Origin of the sequence: Bacillus sp. FJAT-42376, from assembly GCF_003816055.1 — a bacterium.
Taxonomy (GTDB): Bacteria; Bacillota; Bacilli; order Bacillales; family Bacillaceae; genus Metabacillus_B.
The window spans coordinates 3,312,008-3,335,060 of record NZ_CP033906.1; the positions used below are offsets into that span (position 1 = coordinate 3,312,008).

23 protein-coding genes and 1 other annotated feature are annotated in these 23,053 nt (G+C 44.8%); of the genes, 3 read left to right on the plus strand and 20 right to left on the minus strand.

The genetic code is table 11. The features are described from left to right. Nucleotides 1-13 precede the first annotated feature (13 nt). The 8 genes from CEF21_RS16630 to zapA all read right to left on the minus strand — a co-directional run bounded on the left by CEF21_RS16630 (nt 14) and on the right by zapA (nt 8,690). Nucleotides 14-601 carry a fatty acid metabolism transcriptional regulator FadR gene (locus CEF21_RS16630; RefSeq protein ID WP_123918296.1) on the minus strand — a complete coding sequence of 196 codons (588 nt, stop codon included), beginning with the start codon at nt 599-601 and terminating at the stop codon, nt 14-16. 136 nt (nt 602-737) lie between these two features. Then, nucleotides 738-2,426: an AMP-binding protein gene (locus CEF21_RS16635; RefSeq protein ID WP_123918298.1), complete on the minus strand. Its 1,689-nt coding sequence runs from the start codon at nt 2,424-2,426 to the stop codon at nt 738-740. A gap of 131 nt (nt 2,427-2,557) precedes the next feature. Further along, a complete protein-coding gene (locus tag CEF21_RS16640) occupies nt 2,558-3,058 on the minus strand; it encodes a DinB family protein (protein WP_123918300.1) in 501 nt (166 codons plus the stop codon). Between the two features lie 228 nt (nt 3,059-3,286). Further along, the gene (locus CEF21_RS16645; RefSeq protein WP_123918302.1) at nt 3,287-3,691 is read right to left on the minus strand and encodes a DUF350 domain-containing protein; all 405 of its coding nucleotides are present in this window, start codon (nt 3,689-3,691) and stop codon (nt 3,287-3,289) included. 18 nt (nt 3,692-3,709) lie between these two features. Continuing rightward, entirely contained in the window at nt 3,710-6,076 is a 2,367-nt protein-coding gene (locus tag CEF21_RS16650) for an endonuclease MutS2 (RefSeq protein WP_123918304.1), read from the minus strand. Between the two features lie 20 nt (nt 6,077-6,096). Next, complete coding sequence (polX, locus tag CEF21_RS16655) at nt 6,097-7,818, minus strand: DNA polymerase/3'-5' exonuclease PolX (protein WP_123918306.1); 1,722 nt, start codon at nt 7,816-7,818, stop codon at nt 6,097-6,099. A gap of 60 nt (nt 7,819-7,878) precedes the next feature. Then, nucleotides 7,879-8,424: a CvpA family protein gene (locus CEF21_RS16660; protein ID WP_123918308.1), complete on the minus strand. Its 546-nt coding sequence runs from the start codon at nt 8,422-8,424 to the stop codon at nt 7,879-7,881. A gap of 8 nt (nt 8,425-8,432) precedes the next feature. Beyond that, nucleotides 8,433-8,690, minus strand: a complete 258-nt coding sequence (zapA, locus tag CEF21_RS16665; RefSeq protein ID WP_035410884.1) for a cell division protein ZapA — start codon at nt 8,688-8,690, stop codon at nt 8,433-8,435. A 123-nt stretch (nt 8,691-8,813) separates the two neighbouring features. Here zapA and rnhC point away from each other — a divergent pair, with 123 nt between their 5' ends. Next, nucleotides 8,814-9,761, plus strand: a complete 948-nt coding sequence (rnhC, locus tag CEF21_RS16670; RefSeq protein WP_123918310.1) for a ribonuclease HIII — start codon at nt 8,814-8,816, stop codon at nt 9,759-9,761. Between the two features lie 31 nt (nt 9,762-9,792). On the opposite strand, the gene CEF21_RS16675 is transcribed toward rnhC, so the two are convergent. The 4 genes from CEF21_RS16675 to CEF21_RS16690 all read right to left on the minus strand — a co-directional run bounded on the left by CEF21_RS16675 (nt 9,793) and on the right by CEF21_RS16690 (nt 15,082). Continuing rightward, entirely contained in the window at nt 9,793-10,311 is a 519-nt protein-coding gene (locus tag CEF21_RS16675; protein WP_123918312.1) for a GNAT family N-acetyltransferase, read from the minus strand. A gap of 188 nt (nt 10,312-10,499) precedes the next feature. Continuing rightward, nucleotides 10,500-12,914: a phenylalanine--tRNA ligase subunit beta gene (gene pheT, locus CEF21_RS16680; protein WP_123918314.1), complete on the minus strand. Its 2,415-nt coding sequence runs from the start codon at nt 12,912-12,914 to the stop codon at nt 10,500-10,502. Nucleotides 12,915-12,928: 14 nt separating this feature from the next. Then, complete coding sequence (gene pheS / locus CEF21_RS16685; RefSeq protein ID WP_123918316.1) at nt 12,929-13,963, minus strand: phenylalanine--tRNA ligase subunit alpha; 1,035 nt, start codon at nt 13,961-13,963, stop codon at nt 12,929-12,931. 363 nt (nt 13,964-14,326) lie between these two features. Continuing rightward, nucleotides 14,327-15,082 carry a TrmH family RNA methyltransferase gene (locus CEF21_RS16690; RefSeq protein WP_123918318.1) on the minus strand — a complete coding sequence of 252 codons (756 nt, stop codon included), beginning with the start codon at nt 15,080-15,082 and terminating at the stop codon, nt 14,327-14,329. 113 nt (nt 15,083-15,195) lie between these two features. On the opposite strand from CEF21_RS16690, the gene sspI reads away from it, so the two are divergent. After that, a complete protein-coding gene (sspI, locus tag CEF21_RS16695) occupies nt 15,196-15,405 on the plus strand; it encodes a small acid-soluble spore protein SspI (RefSeq protein WP_123918320.1) in 210 nt (69 codons plus the stop codon). A gap of 248 nt (nt 15,406-15,653) precedes the next feature. Here the strand turns inward: sspI and CEF21_RS16700 are convergent, their stop codons facing one another. After that, nucleotides 15,654-16,739: a M42 family metallopeptidase gene (locus CEF21_RS16700; protein WP_123918322.1), complete on the minus strand. Its 1,086-nt coding sequence runs from the start codon at nt 16,737-16,739 to the stop codon at nt 15,654-15,656. A 68-nt stretch (nt 16,740-16,807) separates the two neighbouring features. Next, nucleotides 16,808-17,302: a dUTP diphosphatase gene (locus CEF21_RS16705; protein WP_123918324.1), complete on the minus strand. Its 495-nt coding sequence runs from the start codon at nt 17,300-17,302 to the stop codon at nt 16,808-16,810. A gap of 93 nt (nt 17,303-17,395) precedes the next feature. Here CEF21_RS16705 and CEF21_RS16710 point away from each other — a divergent pair, with 93 nt between their 5' ends. Then, nucleotides 17,396-17,812 (plus strand): sigma-w pathway protein ysdB, encoded by a 417-nt coding sequence (locus CEF21_RS16710; protein WP_123918326.1) that lies wholly within the window; start codon nt 17,396-17,398, stop codon nt 17,810-17,812. Here CEF21_RS16710 and CEF21_RS16715 read toward each other — a convergent pair. The 6 genes from CEF21_RS16715 to ytxC all read right to left on the minus strand — a co-directional run bounded on the left by CEF21_RS16715 (nt 17,788) and on the right by ytxC (nt 22,976). Next, nucleotides 17,788-18,060 carry a DUF1294 domain-containing protein gene (locus CEF21_RS16715; protein ID WP_346773355.1) on the minus strand — a complete coding sequence of 91 codons (273 nt, stop codon included), beginning with the start codon at nt 18,058-18,060 and terminating at the stop codon, nt 17,788-17,790. The two genes, CEF21_RS16710 and CEF21_RS16715, sit on opposite strands and share 25 nt — an antisense overlap. A gap of 135 nt (nt 18,061-18,195) precedes the next feature. Beyond that, the gene (gene rplT / locus CEF21_RS16720) at nt 18,196-18,555 is read right to left on the minus strand and encodes a 50S ribosomal protein L20 (protein WP_035410911.1); all 360 of its coding nucleotides are present in this window, start codon (nt 18,553-18,555) and stop codon (nt 18,196-18,198) included. A 40-nt stretch (nt 18,556-18,595) separates the two neighbouring features. Further along, on the minus strand, nt 18,596-18,796 hold the full coding sequence (gene rpmI / locus CEF21_RS16725) for a 50S ribosomal protein L35 (RefSeq protein ID WP_035410913.1): 201 nt from the start codon (nt 18,794-18,796) through the stop codon (nt 18,596-18,598). A 21-nt stretch (nt 18,797-18,817) separates the two neighbouring features. Next, entirely contained in the window at nt 18,818-19,321 is a 504-nt protein-coding gene (gene infC, locus CEF21_RS16730) for a translation initiation factor IF-3 (protein WP_123920337.1), read from the minus strand. 103 nt (nt 19,322-19,424) lie between these two features. Next, nucleotides 19,425-19,554 (minus strand) — a sequence feature (ribosomal protein L20 leader region). A 286-nt stretch (nt 19,555-19,840) separates the two neighbouring features. Continuing rightward, the gene (thrS, locus tag CEF21_RS16735; RefSeq protein ID WP_123918328.1) at nt 19,841-21,772 is read right to left on the minus strand and encodes a threonine--tRNA ligase; all 1,932 of its coding nucleotides are present in this window, start codon (nt 21,770-21,772) and stop codon (nt 19,841-19,843) included. Nucleotides 21,773-22,133: 361 nt separating this feature from the next. After that, nucleotides 22,134-22,976, minus strand: a complete 843-nt coding sequence (ytxC, locus tag CEF21_RS16740; RefSeq protein WP_164462228.1) for a putative sporulation protein YtxC — start codon at nt 22,974-22,976, stop codon at nt 22,134-22,136. Nucleotides 22,977-23,053: the final 77 nt, after the last annotated feature.

Sequence of the window (23,053 nt, forward strand, 5' to 3'; positions counted from 1 at the left end):
TCCTGAATAAGTGTTATTGATTGCTCCCGAAACCGCGGACAATCATATGATGAACCTGTCCGGCCAGAGCCACCAGGTCATACTTTTCTTCATTCATTACCCATGTGGTCACAATTTCATCAATTGTGCCGAAAATCATTTGTCTTGCAAGCCGCAGATTCAGATCTTCCCTGAATTCGCCTGCGTCAATTCCTGTTTGAATGATTGAATCCAAAACATTCAAGTATCCCTTAAGCACTTCATTAATTCTCAGTCTGAGATCCTTGTTGGATTGTCTTAATTCCAGCTGCGTGACAATGGCCAGATGATGATCATCAGAAAGGAGAGAAAAATGCTTTTCAATCAGAACGTAAAGCTTATCTGCAGCTTTTGTTCTTCCGGAAGTTTCTCCTTCAATCTTTTCAATAAAGAGACCCATCTTCTCCTGGAACAATGAAACGAGGATATCTTCTTTATTTTTGAAGTATAAATAGATGGTTCCATCTGCTACACCGGCTTGCTTGGCAATCTTTGAAACCTGTGCCTGATGGTATCCATTCTCAGCAATGACGATCACTGCCGCATCAATAATTTGTTTGTATTTCGGTTTGTGTTGTTTCACTGGACTACCTTCCTTTTTGAAATGAATGAATCATCATTCATATTTTCATAATAGTAAATTGGCCAGGATGTGTCAAGCGAAAACCACTATTTTAAAAAGGGGAAATTTCCTGATGGGAGAAATCCCCCTGCCTGCGTTAATTGGCGTTTTTCAGCTTTTCCTTTTCTTCGTCTATAAGGGCCCTTCTTAAAATTTTACCGACTGCAGTCTTAGGGAGCTCACTTCTGAATTCGTAAATTCTTGGAACTTTATAGGCCGCCAAATGCTTTCGGGCAAAGGCATTCAGTTCTTCCTCCGAGATTTTCACGCCTTCCTTAGGGACCACATAGGCTTTCACCGTTTCCCCTCTGTAAGGATCAGGCACCCCTGCGACAACTACTTCCTGTATTTTATCATATTCATAGAGGACTTCTTCTACTTCACGCGGATAAATGTTGTATCCGCCGGCAATGATCATATCTTTCTTCCGGTCTACTACATAGAAATATCCGTCTTCATCCATATACCCAATATCTCCAGTAAACAGCCATCCATCTTTCAATACAGCTTCTGTTTCTTCTAGTTTTCCCCAGTAGCCCTTCATAACCTGAGGACCGCGGACGATCAATTCTCCTTTTTCACCGGGCTCTGCCTGGCCCCCTGTTTCCTGGGATAAGATCATGGCGTCAGTATTCGGCCAAGGTACACCAATGCTGCCTTTCTTCCTTCGGCCCCATAAAAAGTTGGAATGAGTAACAGGGGATGCTTCTGACAATCCATATCCTTCCACAAGCTTGCCTCCGGTTTCCTTCTCGAACCTTTCCTGTATTTCTACAGGGAGCGGAGCTGAACCGCTGATGCAGCTCTGGACAGACGATAAATCATATTTTTTCAGATCAGGATGATTAAGCAGGGCAATATAAATGGTAGGTGCTCCAGGGAATAACGTAGGCTTTTCCTTATGAATGGTTTTCAGTGTATCGCCCGCATCAAACTTCGGAAGAAGAATCATATTATAGCCCTCTGTAACGGAAAGGTGCATAACTGCCGTCATCCCATATACATGGAAAAATGGAAGCAGCCCGAGCACTTTTTCTTCTCCGCGGCGGCAATTGTACATCCAAGCCGAGCACATCACGGTATTCGCTGCTATATTTTTATGGGTTAGCATAACACCTTTCGGGAAACCGGTGGTCCCTCCTGTATATTGAAGCAGCGCGATATCTTCAACCGGATCCGTCTTAACTTTTGTGAACACGGCTTGAGATTCTTTTATAATTGTTGAAAATAAATGCGTCGTTCCTCCGTGAGCAACATCCACCTTAACTTTTGTCTGTTTGCGCTGAACGATCGGATACAGAAGATTTTTCGGAAATGGCAGGTAGTCTTGAATCTTTGTAACAATTACGTGCTTTAATTTTGTTAACGCTTTCACTTTAGAGACTCTCGGGAACAGCAAATCCAGCGTAATGATATACTCTGCTCCGCTATCGTTCAGCTGATACTCAATTTCACGTTCTGTATAGAGCGGATTTGTGGAAACGACCACTCCTCCTGCCATCAGGACACCGTAATATGAAATGACCCCCTGAGGACAATTAGGGAGCATAATCGCTGCACGGTCGCCCTTTTTCAGTCCAAGACCTTGGAGATATCCGGCTAATTTTTTAGCTTCATTCAGCAAAACGGAGTAAGTGAGCGTCTTCCCAAAGAAACTGACAGCCTTTTTTTCTGGAAACTCCGCGGCCGTTTCTTCTAAATAGGTTTGAAGCGTTTTGGGCTCAAAGCTTAATGCCGCCGGTATTTCTGCTGGAAACTGATCGAGCCATGGTCTGATTAAATCCATATTTATTCCCCCCTTGTGACTTTCGGCTTACGCCTTAATTATAACAGTATATTCAGACTTTTAAATAAATTATCTCATCCGCCTATTTGCTCTTCCAAAAGTAAGGGGGGCAAGAATTGGAATAAAAATTTTTAAAGCCTCGGCTGAATGCCCATCTCAATCCAATCTTCTTTTGCCGGCCCATAAATCCAAGCCGGCTTTAATCCCGCCTGGCGCATAAGAACGGTCGCTTGTCCGCGATGATGAACAATGTGTTTAATCAGCCCCATCAGTATCGAAGCATTTGATTCCTGTCTTCCAAAGGCTTGCTGAACTTGTACGAGTGTTTCATCCTTCCATTGTTCCTGAATGACTCTGGCTGCCTCCGCGCTTACATCCTTGAAGGCTGCTGCTATTTCCTTTGCAGACGATGGAACATTTTCCTCAGTTCCAATGCGGTCAATCTCCAATCCGAACTCGGCTAAATAATCTGGAATATTCACCGTGAAGTGCCATACAATGGTTCCTAATATACGTCCTTCCGGATACACCTGCTGTTTCAATGAATCATCTGTCAAATGATCCAATAGCTTTTGGGTTAATCCTGCTTCCTTTTTCCATTCAGCAATAAAATCTGCAACGGATCTATACATTCTATGCTCCTCCTCGCATATAGATTGAACTCTTCCTATCCATTATAGAACATTCGTTTTTTTCATTCCATTTTCTGAAGAGCATGGATGGGACAAAAAAAGGACTCTCGAATGAGAATCCTTCTCCAACCTGATTAAGACCAAAAAAACAGATAGATCAAACCAATCACGATAAACAATCCGCAGACAGCCAGCAGCACTTTCGCTAAAGTTTCCATTTAATTCCCCTTAAATGTTTGATCCAATCACGTAGGACAATCCTACTGAGATAACCATTGAGATGAATCCTACTGCCCGGTTATCCTTTTGAATTTCTTCATCGATCCTGAATTTAGGTGTTAAGAACTCATAAATAAAATAGCCAAGGAGCATAAGGAAAAATCCGTAGAAGCCCCACCCGATCATTTCAAAAAGAGAATTATGCTGTTCGATGGAAAACCGGAAAATGTTGGCGATTCCGAAAATTTTACCGCCGGTGGTCATCGCTACAGCAAGGTTTCCATTTTGAATTTCATCCCAGTTTTTATATTTAGTGACGAGTTCAAAAATACTCATAAAGACAATCATACATAAAATAACGACACTATAGTAGGCAGCAGTCTGGATTAAATCATTCTCCCAGAAAGGATTCATCTGGCTGTTTCCCTCCCCTTATTTGAGCTCAACAATGGTCACACCGCTGCCGCCTTCTCCGGCTTCTCCAAACCGTGTATTTTTGACACTTCGGTGATTCTGCAGAAGCTCCTGAACCCCTTTGCGCAGCGCCCCCGTACCTTTTCCGTGGATAATGGACACCCTCGGATAACCGGCTAAAACCGCATCATCCAGATATTTCTCTACTCTTGAAAGAGCATTTTCAAACCGCTCTCCGCGAAGGTCGAGTTCAAGGGATACATGATAGTCCTTTCCTTTTACAGTCGCCAATGGTTTTTCAACAACAGGCTTCGGTCTGCTCAGGTACTGCATATCCGATTCCTTGACCTTCATTTTCAGAATTCCCATCTGAACGTTCCATTCTTTGTTCCCTGACTGTTCAAGCAAGATCCCTTTCTGGCCGAAACTAAGCACCTTGACTTCATCCCCCGGCTTTAAGGAGCGATCCTCTTTTACTTGTTCCTGTTTCTTTTTAGAAGCGGATTTGGAAAAAACCGGCTGAGCTTCTTCCAGACGTTTTTTTGCCTGAATCAGCTCATGCTCCTTAATCGACCCATGCTGCTCTTTCTGAAGTTTGCGCAGATGGCGGATAATTTCTTCCGCTTCCTTCTTGGCTTCTTCAAGCTTCTCTTCTGCTTTGTTTTCTGCCTCTTCAAACAGCTTGTCGCGCTGTTCATTGAATTCGAGAATTTGCCTCTGCAGTTCTTTATGAAGATCTTCCGCATCTTTTCGGAACCGTTCCGCTTCGGCTGCCTCTTCATCTGCTTCTTTCTTGCTTTCTTCCAGTGAGGCAATCATCGTATCCACTTCGTTGCTTTCTGCCGTCATATTTGATTTAGCATATTCGATCACATGTTCAGAAAGTCCAAGTCTTCTTGAAATTTCAAAGGCATTGCTTCGCCCCGGTACACCAATCAGCAGGCGGTAGGTGGGACTGAGAGTCTCAACATCAAATTCAACGCTCGCATTGACGACCCCTTGCCGGTTATAGCCGTAGGCTTTTAATTCGGGATAGTGGGTAGTGGCAACGACTGTTGCTCCTCTTCCGTACACATCGTCCAAAATGGATATCGCAAGCGCCGCTCCTTCCTGAGGATCGGTTCCCGCACCGAGCTCATCAAATAGAACGAGACTGTTTTGATCCGCTTTCTTTAAAATATCCACAATATTAACCATATGGGAAGAGAAGGTGCTTAAGTTTTGCTCAATGGACTGTTCGTCCCCTATATCCGCATAAACTGAGTCGAATACGGCCATTTCGGAACCATCTGCTGCAGGCACCTGCAATCCGGATTGAGCCATTAGCGTGCAGAGGCCGATCGTTTTAAGAGTAACGGTTTTTCCTCCCGTATTCGGTCCGGTTATGACAATCGTAGAATAGGAGTCCCCCAGTACGATATCGTTGGCTACCACCTCATCAGCAGCAAGAAGCGGATGTCTTGCTTTCATCAATCGGATAAATCCTCTGTTATTCAAAGCTGGACGGGAAGCTTTGATGGCTTTTGCATACCTTGCTTTTGTAAACATAAAATCAAGGTCAGCCAGAACTTCCACATTCGATAAAATGATATCCGCGTCCGCTGCGATTGCTTCCGAAAGCTCTCTCAAAATCCTTTCTATTTCCTGCTTTTCCTTTACACGTGCCTGCTGAAGGGAATTATTGATATCCACGACAGCCTGCGGTTCAATAAAAAGGGTTGCACCCGAAGAAGACTGATCATGTACAATTCCGCCGTATGAAGAGCGGTATTCCTGCTTAACCGGAATGACAAACCGGTCATTTCTAATCGTGATGATTGCGTCGGAAAGCATTTTCTGGGCGGATGAAGAACGAATCATGGATTCGAGCTTTTGACGAACCCGTGCTTCAAGAGTCCGAAGCTGCTGGCGGAGCGAGCGGAGCAAATCACTCGCATGATCGAGTATGTCCCCATTATCATCCACACATTGATTGATTTTCTTTTCTAAATCGGTAAGCGGTTCGATGATCCTTGCTTTTTCCTCGGAATAAGGAATGTCCAGAATGTCATCTTCCGCTATCTCTATGATAAACTGCTTCATTTGTCTTCCGGAATAAAGCACGGCAGCCGTACTCATACATTCCTGAGCACTTAGTACCCCGCCGATTTTTGCGCGCTTCAGACTTGCCCGTATATCCGAAAGGCCTCCAAATGGAGCATGCCCTCTTATCCTTAACATATCAGCTGCTTCAAAGGTTTCCTGCTGCCATCTTTCCGCCTCCGTTAAATCCTTTGTCGGAAGAAGAGAACCTGCTCTTTCTTTCCCTAACGAAGAAGCGGAATGGTTCATCAATTGCTGCCTGATTTTATGAAACTCTAAAACGTGTAATCCTTTTTCCTGCAACTTGCAGACCTCCCAAATCTTTAGGAATGATGTCTGTTCAGAAATTGAAGAAGCTGATCCAGTTCCCAAGTATTTAAGACATTTTCCCCTTTTACCGTTCCTTTTATCGCCGTCGATATGCCGATCGGCATGTGTTCCAGCATTTCCATATTGTGTGCATCCGTGTTAATAACGAGCTTCACGCCTGCTTCCTGGGCTTTTTTCACATTAACCGCGCTCAAATCAAGCCGGTTGGGATTTGCGTTTAACTCCAGGGCGGTATTTGTTTCTTTAGCCAGATCAATCAGCATATCGATATCCACATCATACCCGTCTCTTCGGCCGATCAGCCGGCCTGTCGGATGAGCGATAATGTCCACGTGATGACTCGTCAATGCGGTTTTCAGCCTTTCCATGATCTTTTCTCTCGGCTGTGAAAAACTTGAATGGATCGATGCAATAACCAAATCCATTTCCGCAAGCATCCTGTCGTCGTAATCCAGAGTTCCGTCAGGCAGAATATCCATCTCGACGCCTGCGAGAATCTTAAAATCATCAAACGTTTCATTCAAACGGTTAATTTCAAGACGCTGTTCTCTCAGTCTTTCAGGTGTCAGCCCATTGGCTACCTTTAAATACTGCGAGTGATCCGTGATCGCCATGTACTTATACCCTTTTGCACGGCAGGCGTTCGCCATTTCTTCAATCGTAAAAGCACCGTCGCTCCAAGTGGAGTGCATATGAAGGTCAGCGATAATCTGATCATTTGACACGAGCCCGGAAACCCGGTCCGGATTTTCTACCTCTTTCCCATCTTCCCTTAACTCCGGAGGGATAAAGGGAAGGCCGAAGTGAGCAAAAAATTCTGTTTCATCTTTAAACGTTTTAACCTTACCGGTTTTTACATCTTCAACACCGTATTCACTGATTTTTTGTCCCTGATCCTTAGCAAGCTGTCTCATTCGGACATTATGATCCTTAGATCCCGTGAAATGGTGGAGCGTCGTGGCAAACTCTTCATCTTTCACAATACGGAAGTCTGCATTCACCGAAAAATCATAGGCCAGTTCCACGGAGACCTTCGTATCCCCTCCAGCGATGACTTCACCTTTATTCGGAATCTGCATTAAGTAATCGCGGACTTTTCCCGGTTCTGATGCAGAAATGATGAAATCAAGATCTTTAACCGTTTCAGCCATCCTCCTGATCGAGCCCGCTCTGGAAAAGCGGATAATATCAGGGCATCCAGCCAAATACGCTTCAATATCGGCCGCAATGGGAAGCATGAAGGCAAGCGGCAGACGTTCAGGTCTCTTGCCCATATCCTCTACCGCAGCCAGGATCTTCTCTTCCGTTTTAGCCCCAAAGCCTGCCAGTCCCTGTATTTTATGCTCAAGGCAAGCTTTTTTCAATGATTCCACTCCGTCTATCCCTAATTCTTTATAGAGTTTGGCAATCTTCTTTCCTCCAAGCCCGGGAAGCTTTAATAAAGGAACAAGACCTTCGGGTACTTCATTTTTCAGCTGATCCAATGCAGCTGATTCACCGGTTTCAAGAAATTCCTGTATGACAGCTGCCGTTCCCTTTCCAATCCCCGGAAGCTTCGTGAAATCATCAATCGTACTCAGGCTCCGGTCATCCTGCTCCAGAGCATTTGCCGCTTTTCTGAAAGCTGAAATTTTAAACGGGTTTTCCCCTTTCAATTCCATATAGATTGCAATGGTTTCAAGCAGTTTAATGACATCCTTTTTATGTATAGCCATACAGCATCACCTCATTCAATTATCATTAGACATGGGAAAAAACCTCTCATCCTGAGAAGTTTATGACTTGCCGGTATACTGAATCCACAGTTCATTTACCTTATCGGAAAAATAAGGGGTATGATGAACAATCGCATTCGCTAAAGCAGAGTCCTGCATCGCATTCTGCACATTTTCCATCGGAAACAAGCCTCCGATAAATAAAAGGAAAAAGACGATCAAGTATACTTCAGCAAACCCAAGAATGGCGCCCCCCCAGCGGTTAAGCTGTTTAATAACAGGCAGCATGGCCACAAAGTCAAGCATAGAGCCAATAATTTGAGTTGCGATTTTTGTTCCAAAAAACAGGATGGCAAATGCGATCGCCCGGTAATAAGCGTCCTCCAGCCTGCCTCCTGTGAAGAAAGAAACCGCAGCCTGCCCTTCTCCCATGGATGGGTAAGGGATCCAGAGTTCAAGCTTAGGAGCTAAATCTGCATAGTATAAATATGCTACAATGTAAGCAATGATAAACCCGGTTAAATGGACGAGCTGCATAATAAACCCCCGCCTTAAACCGGTTAAAATTCCAAATAGCAGCAGCACTGCCAGAATCAGATCAAGCATACTTCCAATCAATCCTTTTCTGAAAGCTTTCTCTCAAGAAGCTCACATTCTTCTTTTAATTTTAAGTATTCGTGAACAACATTTACCGCGGTTAGAACGGCCAGTTTGTTTATGTCGAGAGAAGGATTATGGCTGTTCATTTCCCTCATTTTGTCGTCAACAATAGATGCGACAAGCCTCATATGGCTTGTACTTTCCGTCCCTATGATGGAATATTGCTGACCATATATATCAACATTCGTTTTAGTCTTTGAACGATTTGACAACGTACATCCTCCATTCCTCGGAATCCTAATCTTTATCATAACATGTTTATTTCCTTTATGGGAAGCCGTGCTGTGCAGGATCCGATTGAAAATCCGTAATTTACCAGGGAAGGAAGAAAACTTTTGGCACATTCCGTTATTCAGGCAAATCAGGAACTGCTTGCAAAAGCAGCGAACTATTACAAATCAAGCTCCATTTCCAAGCTTCCGGCAGGAGCGGTCTTTTCTGCAAAAATAGATGGTTGCACCATTACCGGTTACAAATCCGGAAAGATTCTGTTCCAGGGAAGACTTGCCGAAGCAGAGGCTCAGCGCTGGGGAACATCTGAAGCACCGGCATCCAAACCTAAAACCGCTTCATCCGCCAAAACAGTCAGCGGATTTGCTCCTCCTCCAAACATTGCATCTCTTTCCGCCATCGGGTCGGATGAGGTAGGCACAGGCGATTATTTCGGTCCAATGACGGTGGTCGCTGCCTATGTCAGCAAGGAGAACATTCCTCTTATCAAAGAGATGGGGGCCCGTGATTCAAAGGGATTAAAAGATCCGCAAATCATTGAAATTGCCAAACAGCTGATTCATGCTGTCCCATACAGTCTGCTCGTATTAAAAAATGAAAAATACAACGAGCTACAGAAGAAAGGGATGACTCAGGGGAAAATGAAGGCGTGGCTGCATAATCAGGCCATCAGCCACCTCACCCGCAAGATCAGCCCTGAAGAACCTGAGGCCATTTTAATTGATCAGTTTGTTGATCCAAATATTTATTACAGCCATCTAAAGGGGCAAACCTTCTCTAAAAAAAATACCTATTTCAGCACGAAAGCAGAAGGAGTCCATCTTGCTGTCGCTGCAGCTTCAATCATCGCCCGCTATTCCTTTGTAAAAGAATTCGAAAAGCTTTCTGAAAAAGCGGGGATGATTTTGCCGAAAGGAGCCGGCAGGCAGGTCGATGAAGCAGCAGCAAAGCTGATTGAAAAAAACGGAGTACAGGATTTGGGGATCTATGCTAAAACTCATTTTGCCAATACCCAGAAAGCCCTTGACCTGGTCAGCAGAAAACGTAAATGAGCTTATAGCCGCCCATTAAAGGGCGGTTTTTTTATGAGTCTGCCAGCTGTTTATAATAAAGAATGGTGGCATGCATGCTCCCATCGGCAGACAGCGCATAGGACGGGATTTTCCCTGCTTCCTTATATCCAAGGGAAAGATAGAGCTTATTGGACGGGGCCCCTTCTCTCGTGTCCAGAATAAGCAGGGTTCTCCCCTCTTCCCTGGCTTTTTGCTCCGCCTTTTCCATCAGCATGCGGGCAACTCCCCGATTTCTGAAGGAAGGATGGGTCATGAGCTTGGCAATTTCTGCCCGGTGAAGGCCGTTTGGCTTGGTGGATAAGTGAAGCTGGACCGTTCCTGCAATCTCCCCGTTTATCTCTGCTGTAAACAGGCATATGTCATCGAGCATGAGACTGCTCCAGTATTTTTCTGCTTCCGTTTTCTTAAGCGGGGGCAGAAAACCTACTGAAGAACCTTCTTCTACAATCATCATTAATAGATGGGCAAGTCCCGAAATACCGATTTCATGCTGGTTAATTTGCTTCACTTCCATTTTATTTACCGTCATTCTTCCATCCTCCTCTTATATGAAACTTGCTTGATTGTATGGCAATTCCCCGATTTTGTCACTGTTTTTATGCCGATTTATTTCCAAGATTTTTCCTCTGTTTTCTTTAGCCATTGGGCCATTCTGACCGCTATGGTCATCACGCTAAAAGAAAAAAGCTGACCTTTTCAGATCAGCTTTCCGTTTCATTATCCTCTCAGCACCGCTCCAAATTGTTCGGATACGGCCTTGAGCACTTTATCATGTGTTTTCGTTACCTCTTCATCTGTCAGTGTCCGTTCAGGATCGAGATAAATCATAGAAAACGCAACCGATTTTTTGCCTTCCTCCATGCGTTCGCCTTCATACAAGTCAAAGATCGCCGCTTCTTTAAGAAGTTTCCCGCCTGCCTGCTTAATGGCTGACAGAATTTCACCGGCTGGGACTTCTTTGTCTGCCACTAGCGCAATATCACGGGTAATCGAAGGAAATCTTGGAATGACGCTGTATTGAATTTCCGCTGTTTCTTCTTTCAATAAGTCTTCAAGCTCTAATTCAAATACATACGTTTCAGCTAAATCCATCTCTTTTTGAACCGTTGGATGCAGCTGTCCGACAATACCTGCCAATTTGCCGTCCGCATAGATTTCCGCTGTGCGTCCTGGATGAAGACCTTCTTTTTTCGCTTGCTTGTACTCTACTCTCTCAGCAAGGCCAAGCTCTAAAAATAAGCCGTCGAGAATTCCTTTAACAACGAAGAAATCAAGCGGTTTTTTTTCTCCCTGCCATGCATGATTCTCCCATGGACCTGTAACCGCTCCTGCAAGATGCTCTTTTTCAAGCGGCTGTTCTTCCGCCTCCCTTGTCAGGAAAACAGATCCTGTTTCATAAACAGCTGCCTGATCCATTTGCCGGGATAGGTTATGCTTCAGTACTTCAAGCAAATGGGGAAGAAGACTTTGTCTCAGTACGCTGCGCTCCTCGCTCATCGGAAGGGATAAACGTGTCATTTCCGTTTCTTTCAGAGCAAATTGAACCGCTTTTTCCCTGCTCGTTAAAGAATATGTGATCGCCTGAAGAAGGCCTGCTCCCTCAAGGAATTTGCGTACCTTTCTTCGCTTCGCCTGGTAATCGGTTAATTTTCCCGGAGTCGACCGGAAAAGGGGCAATGTGGACGGAATATTATCGTATCCGTACAGTCTCGCTACTTCTTCCACAATATCCTCCTGCAGCGTAATGTCCCCTCTGCGTGTTGGAACCGTAACAGCGAGCTCGCCATTTTGCTCTTTCACTGTAAATCCGAGGCGGACAAGGATATCCGTTATTTCAGCCTTTGTGATGTCCATTCCGAGTACGGAATTGACTTTTTCTTCTGAGATCAGGATGGTCTTTGGTTCAGGCTGATGATGCTTTTCTTCCGCAAAACCCTCTGCTGCTTCCCCGCCTGCATATTGAACCATCAGCTGGACAGCTCGCCTTGCAGCATCCTCGACTCTTTCAGGAGCTACTCCTTTTTCAAAGCGGGAACTTGCTTCGCTGCGAAGTCCGTGGTCTTTTGAAGCTCTGCGAACCGTTTGGCCATCAAAATAAGCCGATTCAAGAAGAACATTCACAGTGTCAGCTTTCACTTCAGAATCCGCACCGCCCATGACGCCAGCAAGAGCAACCGGCACCTTGCCGTTTGTAATAACGAGCTGATCCTCTTTTAGCTCGCGTTCTTTATCATCGAGCGTTAGAAGGGTTTCTCCCTTATGAGCCATGCGGATGACTACTTCTTTTGAACCGAAGCGGTCATAGTCAAATGCATGGAGCGGCTGGCCGTATTCAAGAAGCACATAATTTGTAATATCCACGACATTATTATGGGGCCGAATTCCGGCTGCCATCAATCGGGTCTGCATCCAAAGCGGAGATGGAGCAATCGTCACATTTCGGATCACTGCCGCTGTATAATGAGGATTTGCCTCTTTCGCCTCAATGTTCACCGAAATATAGTCAGAAGCTTTTCCGCTTTCCGTTTCATAAGAAATTTCAGGCAGAATGACTTCTCTGTCTAAAATGGCTGCCACTTCATAGGCTACACCAAGCATGCTTAGAGCATCTGAACGGTTCGGCGTCAGACCGAGTTCCAATACTTCATCATCAAGATTCAGCTGCTCGAGAGCATCCGCTCCGGGCTGTACATCGCCCGGGAATACGAAAATTCCCTCTGCATATTCCTTTGGCACAAGCTTTCCTTCTACCCCAAGCTCCTGCAGAGAACAGATCATGCCGTTCGATTCTTCTCCGCGAAGCTTTGCTTTTTTAATTTTAAAATTACCCGGCAGAACCGCCCCAACTGTTGCCACCGCTACTTTCTGGCCTTTATCCACGTTAGGGGCTCCGCAAATAATTTGAACCGGTTCTTCCCTGCCGATATCAACCAGGCATTTATTCAATTTATCTGCATCCGGATGCTGCTCTTTTTCAAGCACATGACCAATCACAACTCCGCTGATGCCGTCATTCAGAACGTCAACACCTTCGACCTCGATTCCGCTCCGGGTAATTTTTTCTGCGAGTTCCTCCGCAGTGATTCCGCTTAAGTCCACATAGTCCTTAAGCCATTTATAGGAAACGAACATGTTTTTCCCTCCTGTTACGCTCTTTTGAATTGTTTAAGAAAACGAAGATCATTTGTATAGAAGTGACGGATATCATCAATGCCGTACTTCAGCATAGCAATTCGCTCAGGTCCCATACCGAAAGCAAATCCCTGGTATTTTTTTGAATCGAATCCTGCCATCTCGAGCACGTTCGGGTGAACCATTCCTGCGCCGAGGATTTCAATCCAGCCCGTCTTTTTGCAGACGCTGCAGCCTTTTCCGCCGCAGTTAAAGCAGGACACATCTACTTCTACAGATGGCTCGGTAAACGGGAAAAAGCTTGGGCGCAGGCGGATTTCGCGTTCATCACCAAACATTTTTTTCGCAAATACTTCAAGTGTTCCTTTTAAATCGCTCATGCTGATTTTCTCGTCAATGACAAGACCTTCAATTTGAGTGAACTGATGGGAGTGCGTCGCATCATCATCGTCCCGGCGGTATACTTTACCCGGGCAAATAATTTTTACAGGACCTTTTCCTGCGTATTTTTTCATCGTTCTTGCCTGAACAGGTGAAGTGTGGGTGCGAAGAAGAATTTCGTCTGTAATGTAGAATGAATCCTGCATATCGCGTGCCGGATGCCCTTTCGGGAGATTCAGCGCTTCAAAATTGTAGTAATCAATTTCGACTTCCGGTCCTTCTTCAATGGAATAGCCCATGCCGAGGAACAAGTCTTCGATTTCTTCTACAACCGCTGTAATTGGATGACGGTTCCCCGTTTTGACCGGACGGCCTGGAAGCGTCACGTCAATGGTTTCGGCAGCAAGTTTTTTCTCAACCTCTGCTTTCTCCAGACCTTCCTGCTTTTCAGTGATTTTTGCTGCGATCGCTTCGCGGACTTCGTTCGCAAGTGCGCCCATTTTTGGACGTTCTTCAGCAGAAAGCTTTCCCATCCCTCTTAATGCTTCCGTAATCGGCCCTTTTTTCCCGAGATAGGCAACACGGATGTCGTTCAGGCTTTTTAAACCATCTGCCTCTTCAATTTTTTGAAGTGCTTCTTGCTGCAATTCTTTTAATTGCTCCTGCATGGAAATCCTCCTTTTATACGGCTGTTTGGAAAATAAAAAAACCCCGTCCCCGGTAAAGGGGCGAGGTTTGAATTCGCGGTACCACCCTTGTTCAAGACTTTTGCTCTGCAGCAAAAAAGCCTGTCGCTTTGGAACGGATAACGGTTTTATACCGGGGCACCTTTACGCACTTCTGCGGTCCCGGTGCCGGCTAAGGAGGTGAATTCATTTGCGCCGTCCAAAAAAATGCTTCCAGTCTAAGGCATTTTCTCCCTGTTTGGCTGATTTCTGCAAACTACTGTTCTCCGTCAACGCCGATTCTGATATTTTTATTTTACAGCTTGAATAGCTTTATTATATTGAAAACAAGCGTGCTTCGCAACCTTATCCGCGCAAATGGTACAGAAGAATACCGGCTGCAATCGCGACATTTAAAGATTCTGCTTTTCCGTGTATAGGAATATACAGATTTTGATCCGTCTTGGCAAGATGTTCAGGTGAAACGCCATTCCCCTCATTTCCAAGAAGCAGGGCAAAATGAGGCTGCGGCTGAACCTCCCTAAAAGCAAGGGAATCGTCAAGTGCCGTTCCGTATACAGGAATCTCCATGCTTTTCAGTTTATCTGTCCACTCTCCAATTTTCCCCCGCAGTACCGGAATGTGAAAGATGGAACCTTGACTGGAACGAAGTGTCTTTGCATTAAAAGCATCAACGGTGCCATCTCCAAGCACGATGCCGTCCATTCCTGCAGCATCGGCGGTACGTATGATCGTACCAAGGTTTCCCGGATCCTGAACGGCATCAAGCAAAAGCACTCTTTTCCAATGCTTCCACTCATCTGCAGAGTCGTGCTGTCGGTATACGGCGAAGACTCCCTGTGTCGTTTCTGTTTCCGCCAGAGAATGTACGATTTCATCCGTTACGAAATACAAATCCACTTCATCGAGATTCCAATAGTTCGGAAGGCTTGTTTCTTCTCCCACAATCAATTCAAGGATTTGCTGTTTATTTTTAAGCGCTTCTTCAATGAGGTGGAACCCTTCAATAAGAAATGTTCCGGTTTTATCGCGCTCTTTTCTTGTATGTAATTTTCGCCACTGCTTCACTCTTGTATTTTGGACCGATTCAATTCTTTTCAATGGTTCATACTCCTTTTTTAATGCTTTCTACATTATATCCTTTCTTCCGTACATAATAAAATTGAATTTAGCAAAACCTACGGTCAGATTGATAATCCAAGGAGGAAATCTCGATGAATTTAAATTTGCGCAATGCCGTACTGCACAATGTAACCGGCAATTCACAGGATGAGCTAGAACATACGATTGTCGATGCGATCCAAAGCGGCGAAGAAAAAATGCTCCCGGGACTCGGAGTCCTTTTTGAAGTGATCTGGCAGCACGCCGACCAATCCGAAAAACAGGAAATGCTTGAAACCCTTGAAAGCGGATTGAAAAAGTAAGGTTGACCACTAGACTTGTTATGGCTGATTTCCGTTCTAATCAGCCTGTACCAGATTTGTTCAAAAATCCCCCTGGATGCTCACAGCGCTCAGGGGGTTTTGGTGTCCATTTTTTTCAACTTTTTAGAATACCTCTGTTTTGCTGTCATCCATTTCTCTTCATAGACTTTTCCCTCTTTGCCTCTGCCTGTTTACTCAATCCGCAAACGAAAAGCGCCCATCCTTTAATAGGCGGGCGCTCTTTTCAATCAGTCAAACGTAATGGAATCAACCGTGCTCCGGTCAAGACGTTTAATCACTTCTACAAGCAATTTAACCGTATTTTCATAATCATCGCGGTGAAGCATCGCTGCATGGGAATGAATGTAGCGGGTTGCAATGGTAATGGATAAAGCCGGTACGCCATTTGCCGTTACGTGGATGGCTCCCGAATCTGTTCCGCCGCCTGCAAGAGAGTCATACTGATAAGGAATTCCGCATTCATCAGCTGTATCTGTTACGAGTTCGCGAAGACCTTTATGGGAAACCATAGAAGCATCGTAAAGAATGATTTGAGGTCCGTCTCCCATTTTGCCAAGTGCTTCTTTTTCTGTAACGCCCGGAGTATCTCCTGCGATTCCTACATCAAGAGCAAATGCAATATCAGGCTGAATAAGCTGAGCGGATGTTTTCGCACCGCGCAGTCCTACTTCTTCCTGAACGGTTCCTACTCCATAGACGATGTTTGGATGCTGTTCTTCTTTCAGCTTTTTCAGGACATCAATGGCAATGGCACAGCCGATGCGGTTGTCCCATGCTTTGGCAAGAAGCATTTTTTCATTTTTCATCACCGTAAATTCGAAATAAGGAACAATCTGGTCTCCAGGACGGATTCCGAATTCCATCGCTTCTTCCTTGCTTGAAGCACCGATATCCACGAACATATCTTTAATGTCGACCGGTTTTTTTCTCACTTCAGGAGGTAGAATGTGAGGCGGCTTTGAACCGATAATCCCCGTTACGTCTCCTTTGCGCGTTACAATCGTAACACGCTGTGCAAGCATCACCTGTCCCCACCATCCGCCTACCGGCTGGAAACGGAGGAATCCTTTATCATCAATGCTCGTCACCATAAAGCCTACTTCATCCAGATGTCCGGCAAGCATAATTTTCGGACCATTTTCATCTCCGGTCTTTTTCGCGATTAAACTGCCGAGTCCGTCGGTTGTAACTTCTGTTGCATATGGAGCTATGTATTTCTTCATGACTTCCCGCGGTTCACGTTCATTTCCGGGAATTCCTCTCGCGTCGGTTAAATCCTTTAGCATTTGCAATGCATCATCCAATTGTGCCATTGTACTGCCCCCTTTTTTGATGGTTCACCTTATTATACTCAATAACTGGGCAAAACAGCAAAAAATCCCTAATAGCCTTTATGCTGTCTTTCATGGTTGATTTCATTTTTTAAAAGATAGGCCTTCTCTATATCATCTGCTGAAAATCCAAGCATTTGTCCAAGATACAGGTATTCCCCGAAAACGGTCAGATAGGCAGATAAACTCTGGTCTTTATCAAATCTTGAAATGGATTCATATACCATCATAAACTGATGAGTCAGAGAAACATCCCTGCTGTCTTGTTTTACATCGATGACTGTCTGCTCCGAAAAGTTATGTTCCAGACCGAGTGAAAGAATAAAGTGAATACCGTCCACGTATTCCTCAAGGATGACTTGTTTTTCAGAAGGCTTTTTCGTACTCCAGAATTTGAAGCACCTTGTTTCATTCGCAAGTTCTCCAAGTTCCACAAGCAGGGCTAATGTTTTTCTCTGAACGAGATTTTCGCGTTCCAAATGGTGCTGGCGTTCAATTTTCCCGTCTAATTCCTTTTGCATGGAAAATAGGGCAGATAAGTTCATTCGGTATTCCCCTTTCGAAAAGATTTTTTCATTAATATGAAACCTTATGAAATGCATAAACGTATGTAAGAAAAAACAGCTGGAGGCCTGAACATGTTTGTCTTGCTCATTCGACTCGCCCTTATTGCCTTGATCTTCTTTCTCCTTTACCGCGGAGTTAAATTTATCCTTAATCCAAAACGAAAGCTTGAGCTCGCACAGGAAAGAAAAGAACTCTTTTTTCTTGATGACCGGGAGAATGTAAGGAAAAATTTTCTGCTCACCTATAAAGGAGCTCTGTTCGAAGGCGAAAAATATCTTGGCACAACCGAGAATTCCTTTGAAGTCATCTCCATTTTCATCTGGAGCAGCACGGTTTCAAAGCTTCAGGGGCTCAGCATCGAAGATTTCCGCTATCTGGAGAGCTTAGTAAAGGACCGGTATCCATTTGCAAAAATTGACTGGAAAAGCCCGATTCATGAATTTCTCGGCGAAAAGCCATCCGGTCAATCGATCAGGCCCAGCAGATAGACAGCGAGAACGGCATGGCCTGCGGCAAGCAGCGGCATGCCGTATTTAAATGCGGCATGTTTTGTTTTATGTCTGACACTGTACATGCCGATAAGGGAGCCCCACGCGCCTCCCGCAGCAGATACGAGCCACAGGGTGCGTTCACTGATTCTCCACTGCCCTTTTTGGGCTTTTCTTTTATCCGCTGCCATCAGGATATACCCTGCAGCGGTAAGTACAGCATAAAAAAACAGCAATGCTTTCATCATGATTCCCAAGCCTCCCGTTATGCAAAAAGAGGCCGATTCCTGACAGAGAGATTTCACCGCATGCCCCTATTTTAAAGATATAGGAGATGAAGCAATCTGTCACTCTGTCATAGAATCAGCCTCTTGCTATTCAGCTTACTTGTCTAGTTTCGCTTTAGCAGCATCAGCAAGCTGAGCGAATGCTTTTGCATCTGCAACAGCAAGATCAGCAAGCATTTTGCGGTTTACTTCGATGCCGGCAAGCTTCAATCCGTGCATTAGACGGCTGTAAGAAAGACCGTTGATGCGCGCAGCTGCGTTGATACGAGTAATCCATAGTTTGCGGAAGTCACGTTTTTTCTGGCGACGATCGCGGAAAGCGTAGTTGTAAGATTTCATTACTTGCTGGTTCGCTACTTTGTAAAGCGTGTGTTTGGAACCGTAATAACCTTTTGCTAATTTAATGACCTTTTTACGACGTTTGCGTGTTACTGTACCGCCTTTTACTCTTGGCATGTCATTTACCTCCTAGTTTTGTTTCCGATCTATTTTGAACTTATTTAATGTTATCAAGCATGTGGCGAATACGTTTGAAATCGCCTTTGCTAACCAATGAACCTTTACGAAGCTTACGTTTCGCTTTTGTAGATTTGTTAGCGAACAAGTGACTTGTGTAAGCATGGGAACGTTTAAGTTTACCAGATCCAGTCTTTTTGAAACGTTTAGCAGAGCCGCGATGAGTTTTCATTTTAGGCATAGGGGTTTCCTCCTCGTGTGATTACTTTTCGAATTTCGGTGCTAATACCAAGAACATGCTGCGTCCATCCATCCTAGGCGAAGACTCGATAGTTGCCACGTCAGCACAAGCTTCAGAGAAACGATCCAGAACGCGCTGTCCGATTTCTTTGTGGGTAATAGCACGGCCTTTAAAGCGGATAGAAGCTTTTACTTTATCGCCTTTTTCAAGGAATTTGCGTGCATTTCTTAGTTTCGTATTAAAATCATGCTCGTCAATCGTCGGACTGAAGCGAACTTCTTTAATACTGATGATTTTTTGGTTTTTGCGTGCTTCTTTATCTTTCTTCTGCTGCTCGAAGCGGAATTTACCATAGTCCATGATGCGGCATACAGGGGGTTTAGCTCCTGCAGCAACCATCACTAGATCCAGGTTCGCGCGGGTAGCAATTTCCAATGCTTCCTGACGTGATTTAATTCCAAGCTGGTCACCATTTTGTCCGATTAGACGCACTTCACGAGCACGAATGCCATCGTTTACCAACATGTCTTTGCTAATAGTTAGCCACCTCCATGGTTTATTACTGAATAGTGTTTGGTGACAGCACAGCAAGCTGTCATCCATCCTGAACGTTTCTTTGCGATTTTTAAGCATATAAAAAGTGCGGGCGCATCATACACCCACACTACGAATTCAAATAACCATGTTTTGATCTCGTCATACCTGCTAACTGCAAATTGCGTCAATCAGGTGAGAAGCGGGTGCTTCTGCTTTTTCATCAAACAACTATTCAATTAACCTCAAACATCATATCACCTAAGTGACAGGAAGTCAAGGACCAGTACTGAATCACTGTTTTTGATTCTAACAGACAGATGCAGCATTTGCAATAGAATTTTTCGCTTTGTTTCAGCCCCTGCAGATAAAACCGTTCTGCATCTGGGTTTTTCAAACAGGCTGGCTAAGAATCAGCATCATTCGTCCGCCATTCCTTTTACCGGCTGCCCTCATTTTTCAGGAACAGACGCTGCCGCCGTCTTTTGCCGAAGCGCCTGTTTCATGAAATTACCTGTTTACTTCTTTTGAAATCATTTCAGCAAACTGCGCGTAAGGAATCGTCTCAGATTTCTGCTCTCCGTATTTACGGACATTGACTGCCTCTTCCGCTGCTTCGTTGTCTCCAAGGACAAGCATGTAAGGAATCTTTTGAATTTGTGCTTCACGGATTTTATAGCCCATTTTTTCATCGCGTGTATCAAGTTCTGTGCGAAGACCCAGTGCCTGCAGCTGCTCCTGTACCTTTTTCGCATAATCCAAATGCACGGTCGGTGATACAGGGAGAATCTGCACCTGGACAGGGGCAAGCCAAGTCGGGAAGGCACCTTTGTATTCTTCAATCAGGAAGGCAACAAAGCGTTCCATCGTAGAGACAACTCCGCGGTGGATGACAACCGGGCGGTGCTGCTTGCCATCTTCCCCTACATAGTTCAGGTCAAATCGTTCCGGCAGAAGGAAGTCAAGCTGGACAGTCGAGAGCGTCTCATCCTTGCCAAGAGCTGTTCGTACCTGTACGTCAAGCTTCGGACCATAGAATGCCGCTTCTCCCTCTGCCTCGAAGTAATCATGCCCAAGATCGTCCATCGCTTCTTTCAGCATGCTTTGCGCTTTTTCCCACATTGCATCGTCATCAAAGTACTTCTCTTTATCCTCAGGATCTCTGTAAGAAAGACGGAAAGAATAATTTTCAAGCCCGAAGTCCTTATAGACTTCCTCCACAAGCCTTACAACGCGGATGAATTCTTCTTTGATTTGGTCAGGGCGGACGAAAATATGGGCATCGTTCAGTGTCATTCCTCTTACACGCTGAAGTCCTGACAGAGCTCCAGACATTTCGTAGCGGTGCATCGTTCCAAGCTCCGCAATCCGGATCGGAAGTTCACGGTAGCTGTGAATATCATGCTTGTAAATCATCATGTGGTGCGGGCAGTTCATCGGACGAAGGACAAGGTCCTCATTATCCATGCTCATCACAGGGAACATATCGTCCTGATAGTGATCCCAGTGACCGGACGTTTTGTATAAATCCACGCTTCCCATTACAGGTGTGTACACGTGATCATATCCGAGGCGGACTTCTTTATCGACGATATAGCGTTCAATAATGCGGCGGATTGTAGCTCCTTTTGGAAGCCACATCGGCAGACCCTGGCCGACTTTCTGGGAATTTGTAAACAAGCTTAATTCCTTGCCGAGTTTACGGTGGTCACGCTCTTTTGCTTCTTCAAGAATTCTCATGTGTTCATCAAGGTCTGCTTTCTTGAAGAAGGCTGTTCCATAAATACGCTGCAGCATTTTATTGTTGCTGTCGCCTCTCCAGTAAGCTCCCGCTACGCTCAAAAGCTTAAATTCCTTCAGCTTGCCTGTGGAAGGCACATGGACACCGCGGCACAGGTCAAAAAACTCACCCTGTTCATAAATGGTCACCGTTTCATCTGCAGGAATGGCTTCAAGAAGTTCGAGCTTCAGCTCATCGCCGATTTCTTCAAAGCGTTTCTGTGCTTCACTTCTTGATACTTCTTTGCGGACAATCTCAATATTTTCGTTTATGATTTTTTGCATCTCTTTTTCGATTTTCGGCAGGTCTTCCGATGAAATGGATTCTTCCATATCGATATCATAGTAAAATCCGTTTTCAATGACCGGTCCCACACCGAGCTTCACATCTCCGTAAAGTCTCTTGATGGCTTGAGCCAGCAAGTGGGCAGAGCTGTGGCGAAGAATTTCAAGTGCATCCGGAGAGTCCTGAGTAACGATTTCAATCACACCATCTTCTTGAATCGGTGTGCGGAGATCAATAAGTTTACCGTCAAGCTTTCCTGCTAAGGACTTCTTTTTAAGACCCGGGCTGATCGATGCCGCTATGTCTTCTGTTGTGGTTCCTTTCACAAACTCCTTCACTGCTCCGTCTGGAAATGTAATGTGTATGGCTTCTGACATCCTGATCACTCCTCTTGTTTTTGGGAAAATAAAAAACCCGTCCCTGTAAAAGGGACGAGTTATGTATACGGAATTATACAAAGCTTCATCGCGGTTCCACCCTAGTTCCCGGCCAGGCTAAAAAAACCTGTACTCGGCTCTATCATCTGTAACGGGAAAACCCGTCAGTCCTTAGTGGGGGGGAAACCTGTTCACGACTGAAGTTCGGAGGTGGTAAGGTGTGCGTTTCCGGTTAAAAAGGTTTCAGCCAGTGCCTTTTTTCTCTGGGAACCATTCATGCATCCTCATATCCTCGTCAAAACTGTTCAAGGTTTGAATTTGATTCGATTATAGTCTTTTTCTGTATGGAAATCAAGAAGCTTCAGGGGATTTTTTTTGAGTTTAAATAAAAGGACACCTCTGGATGGAGAATGACTCTTTCCTGAAATACATTTTGAATGGTCTGGATCATTCCGTGGTCCGGATCATCTGAATAGACACATATCCGTTTCGGCGCGATGCTGACAAGGGGTGCAAGCAGGGCTGTGTCAATATAAACGGGATGATGGTAAAGCAGCTCTCTATCGGTCATTCTGCGCAGCTCTGAATCAGTCAGCTCGCTGTAATCTTCATTAAACAAAAGGAAATGCCTGCGGTGAAATACATGAATTTCCGGCATCACAGCGTGCTTCTGATGCAAGTAGTCTCTCAGAAGCTGAATGAAACTTTGATACTCCTGCTCAAGTTTATATTCCTCGATTGCAGCTTCTACATAATTTTTTAACCGCTGCAAATAGTTTTGGAGTCTGAAAAGGATAAACGATTTAAACGAAAACTTCAGGTCCGGTTTTATAAAGTCGAGCAGCGCTTCTTCAATACAGGCCTTTTTATCCGAAAATCCCCTTAAGTTCGGGATTTCCGTTCTTTCCCCCTCCATAATCGAGTGGGCAATGCTGAGGATCTGCTGCTGTTCATCTTCGTCTGTAAAATAAAATTGTGTTCCCATAATGGAGACGATCAGGGCATCCTCCATGTTTCCGGCAATATAGTCAGCAACAGCAGGAACAAGGAACCGCACCAGCGCTTTCTCATCTGCCGGCAGAACAATTTGTACGGACATCGTTTGTCCCTGCCGGATGAGCACTCCGGCTTTTTCTTTCATGCTGTTCAGCCAAGTATAGAATAAGTGCGCTTCTTTTTCCGATTCAAAGAATATCTCGAGCAAAGTTTGTCCCCCCTCAATAGCGAACATCTGCTTTATGTATATGGAAGGAGCTGAGGGTTTAGAAGATTTTTTTCTGA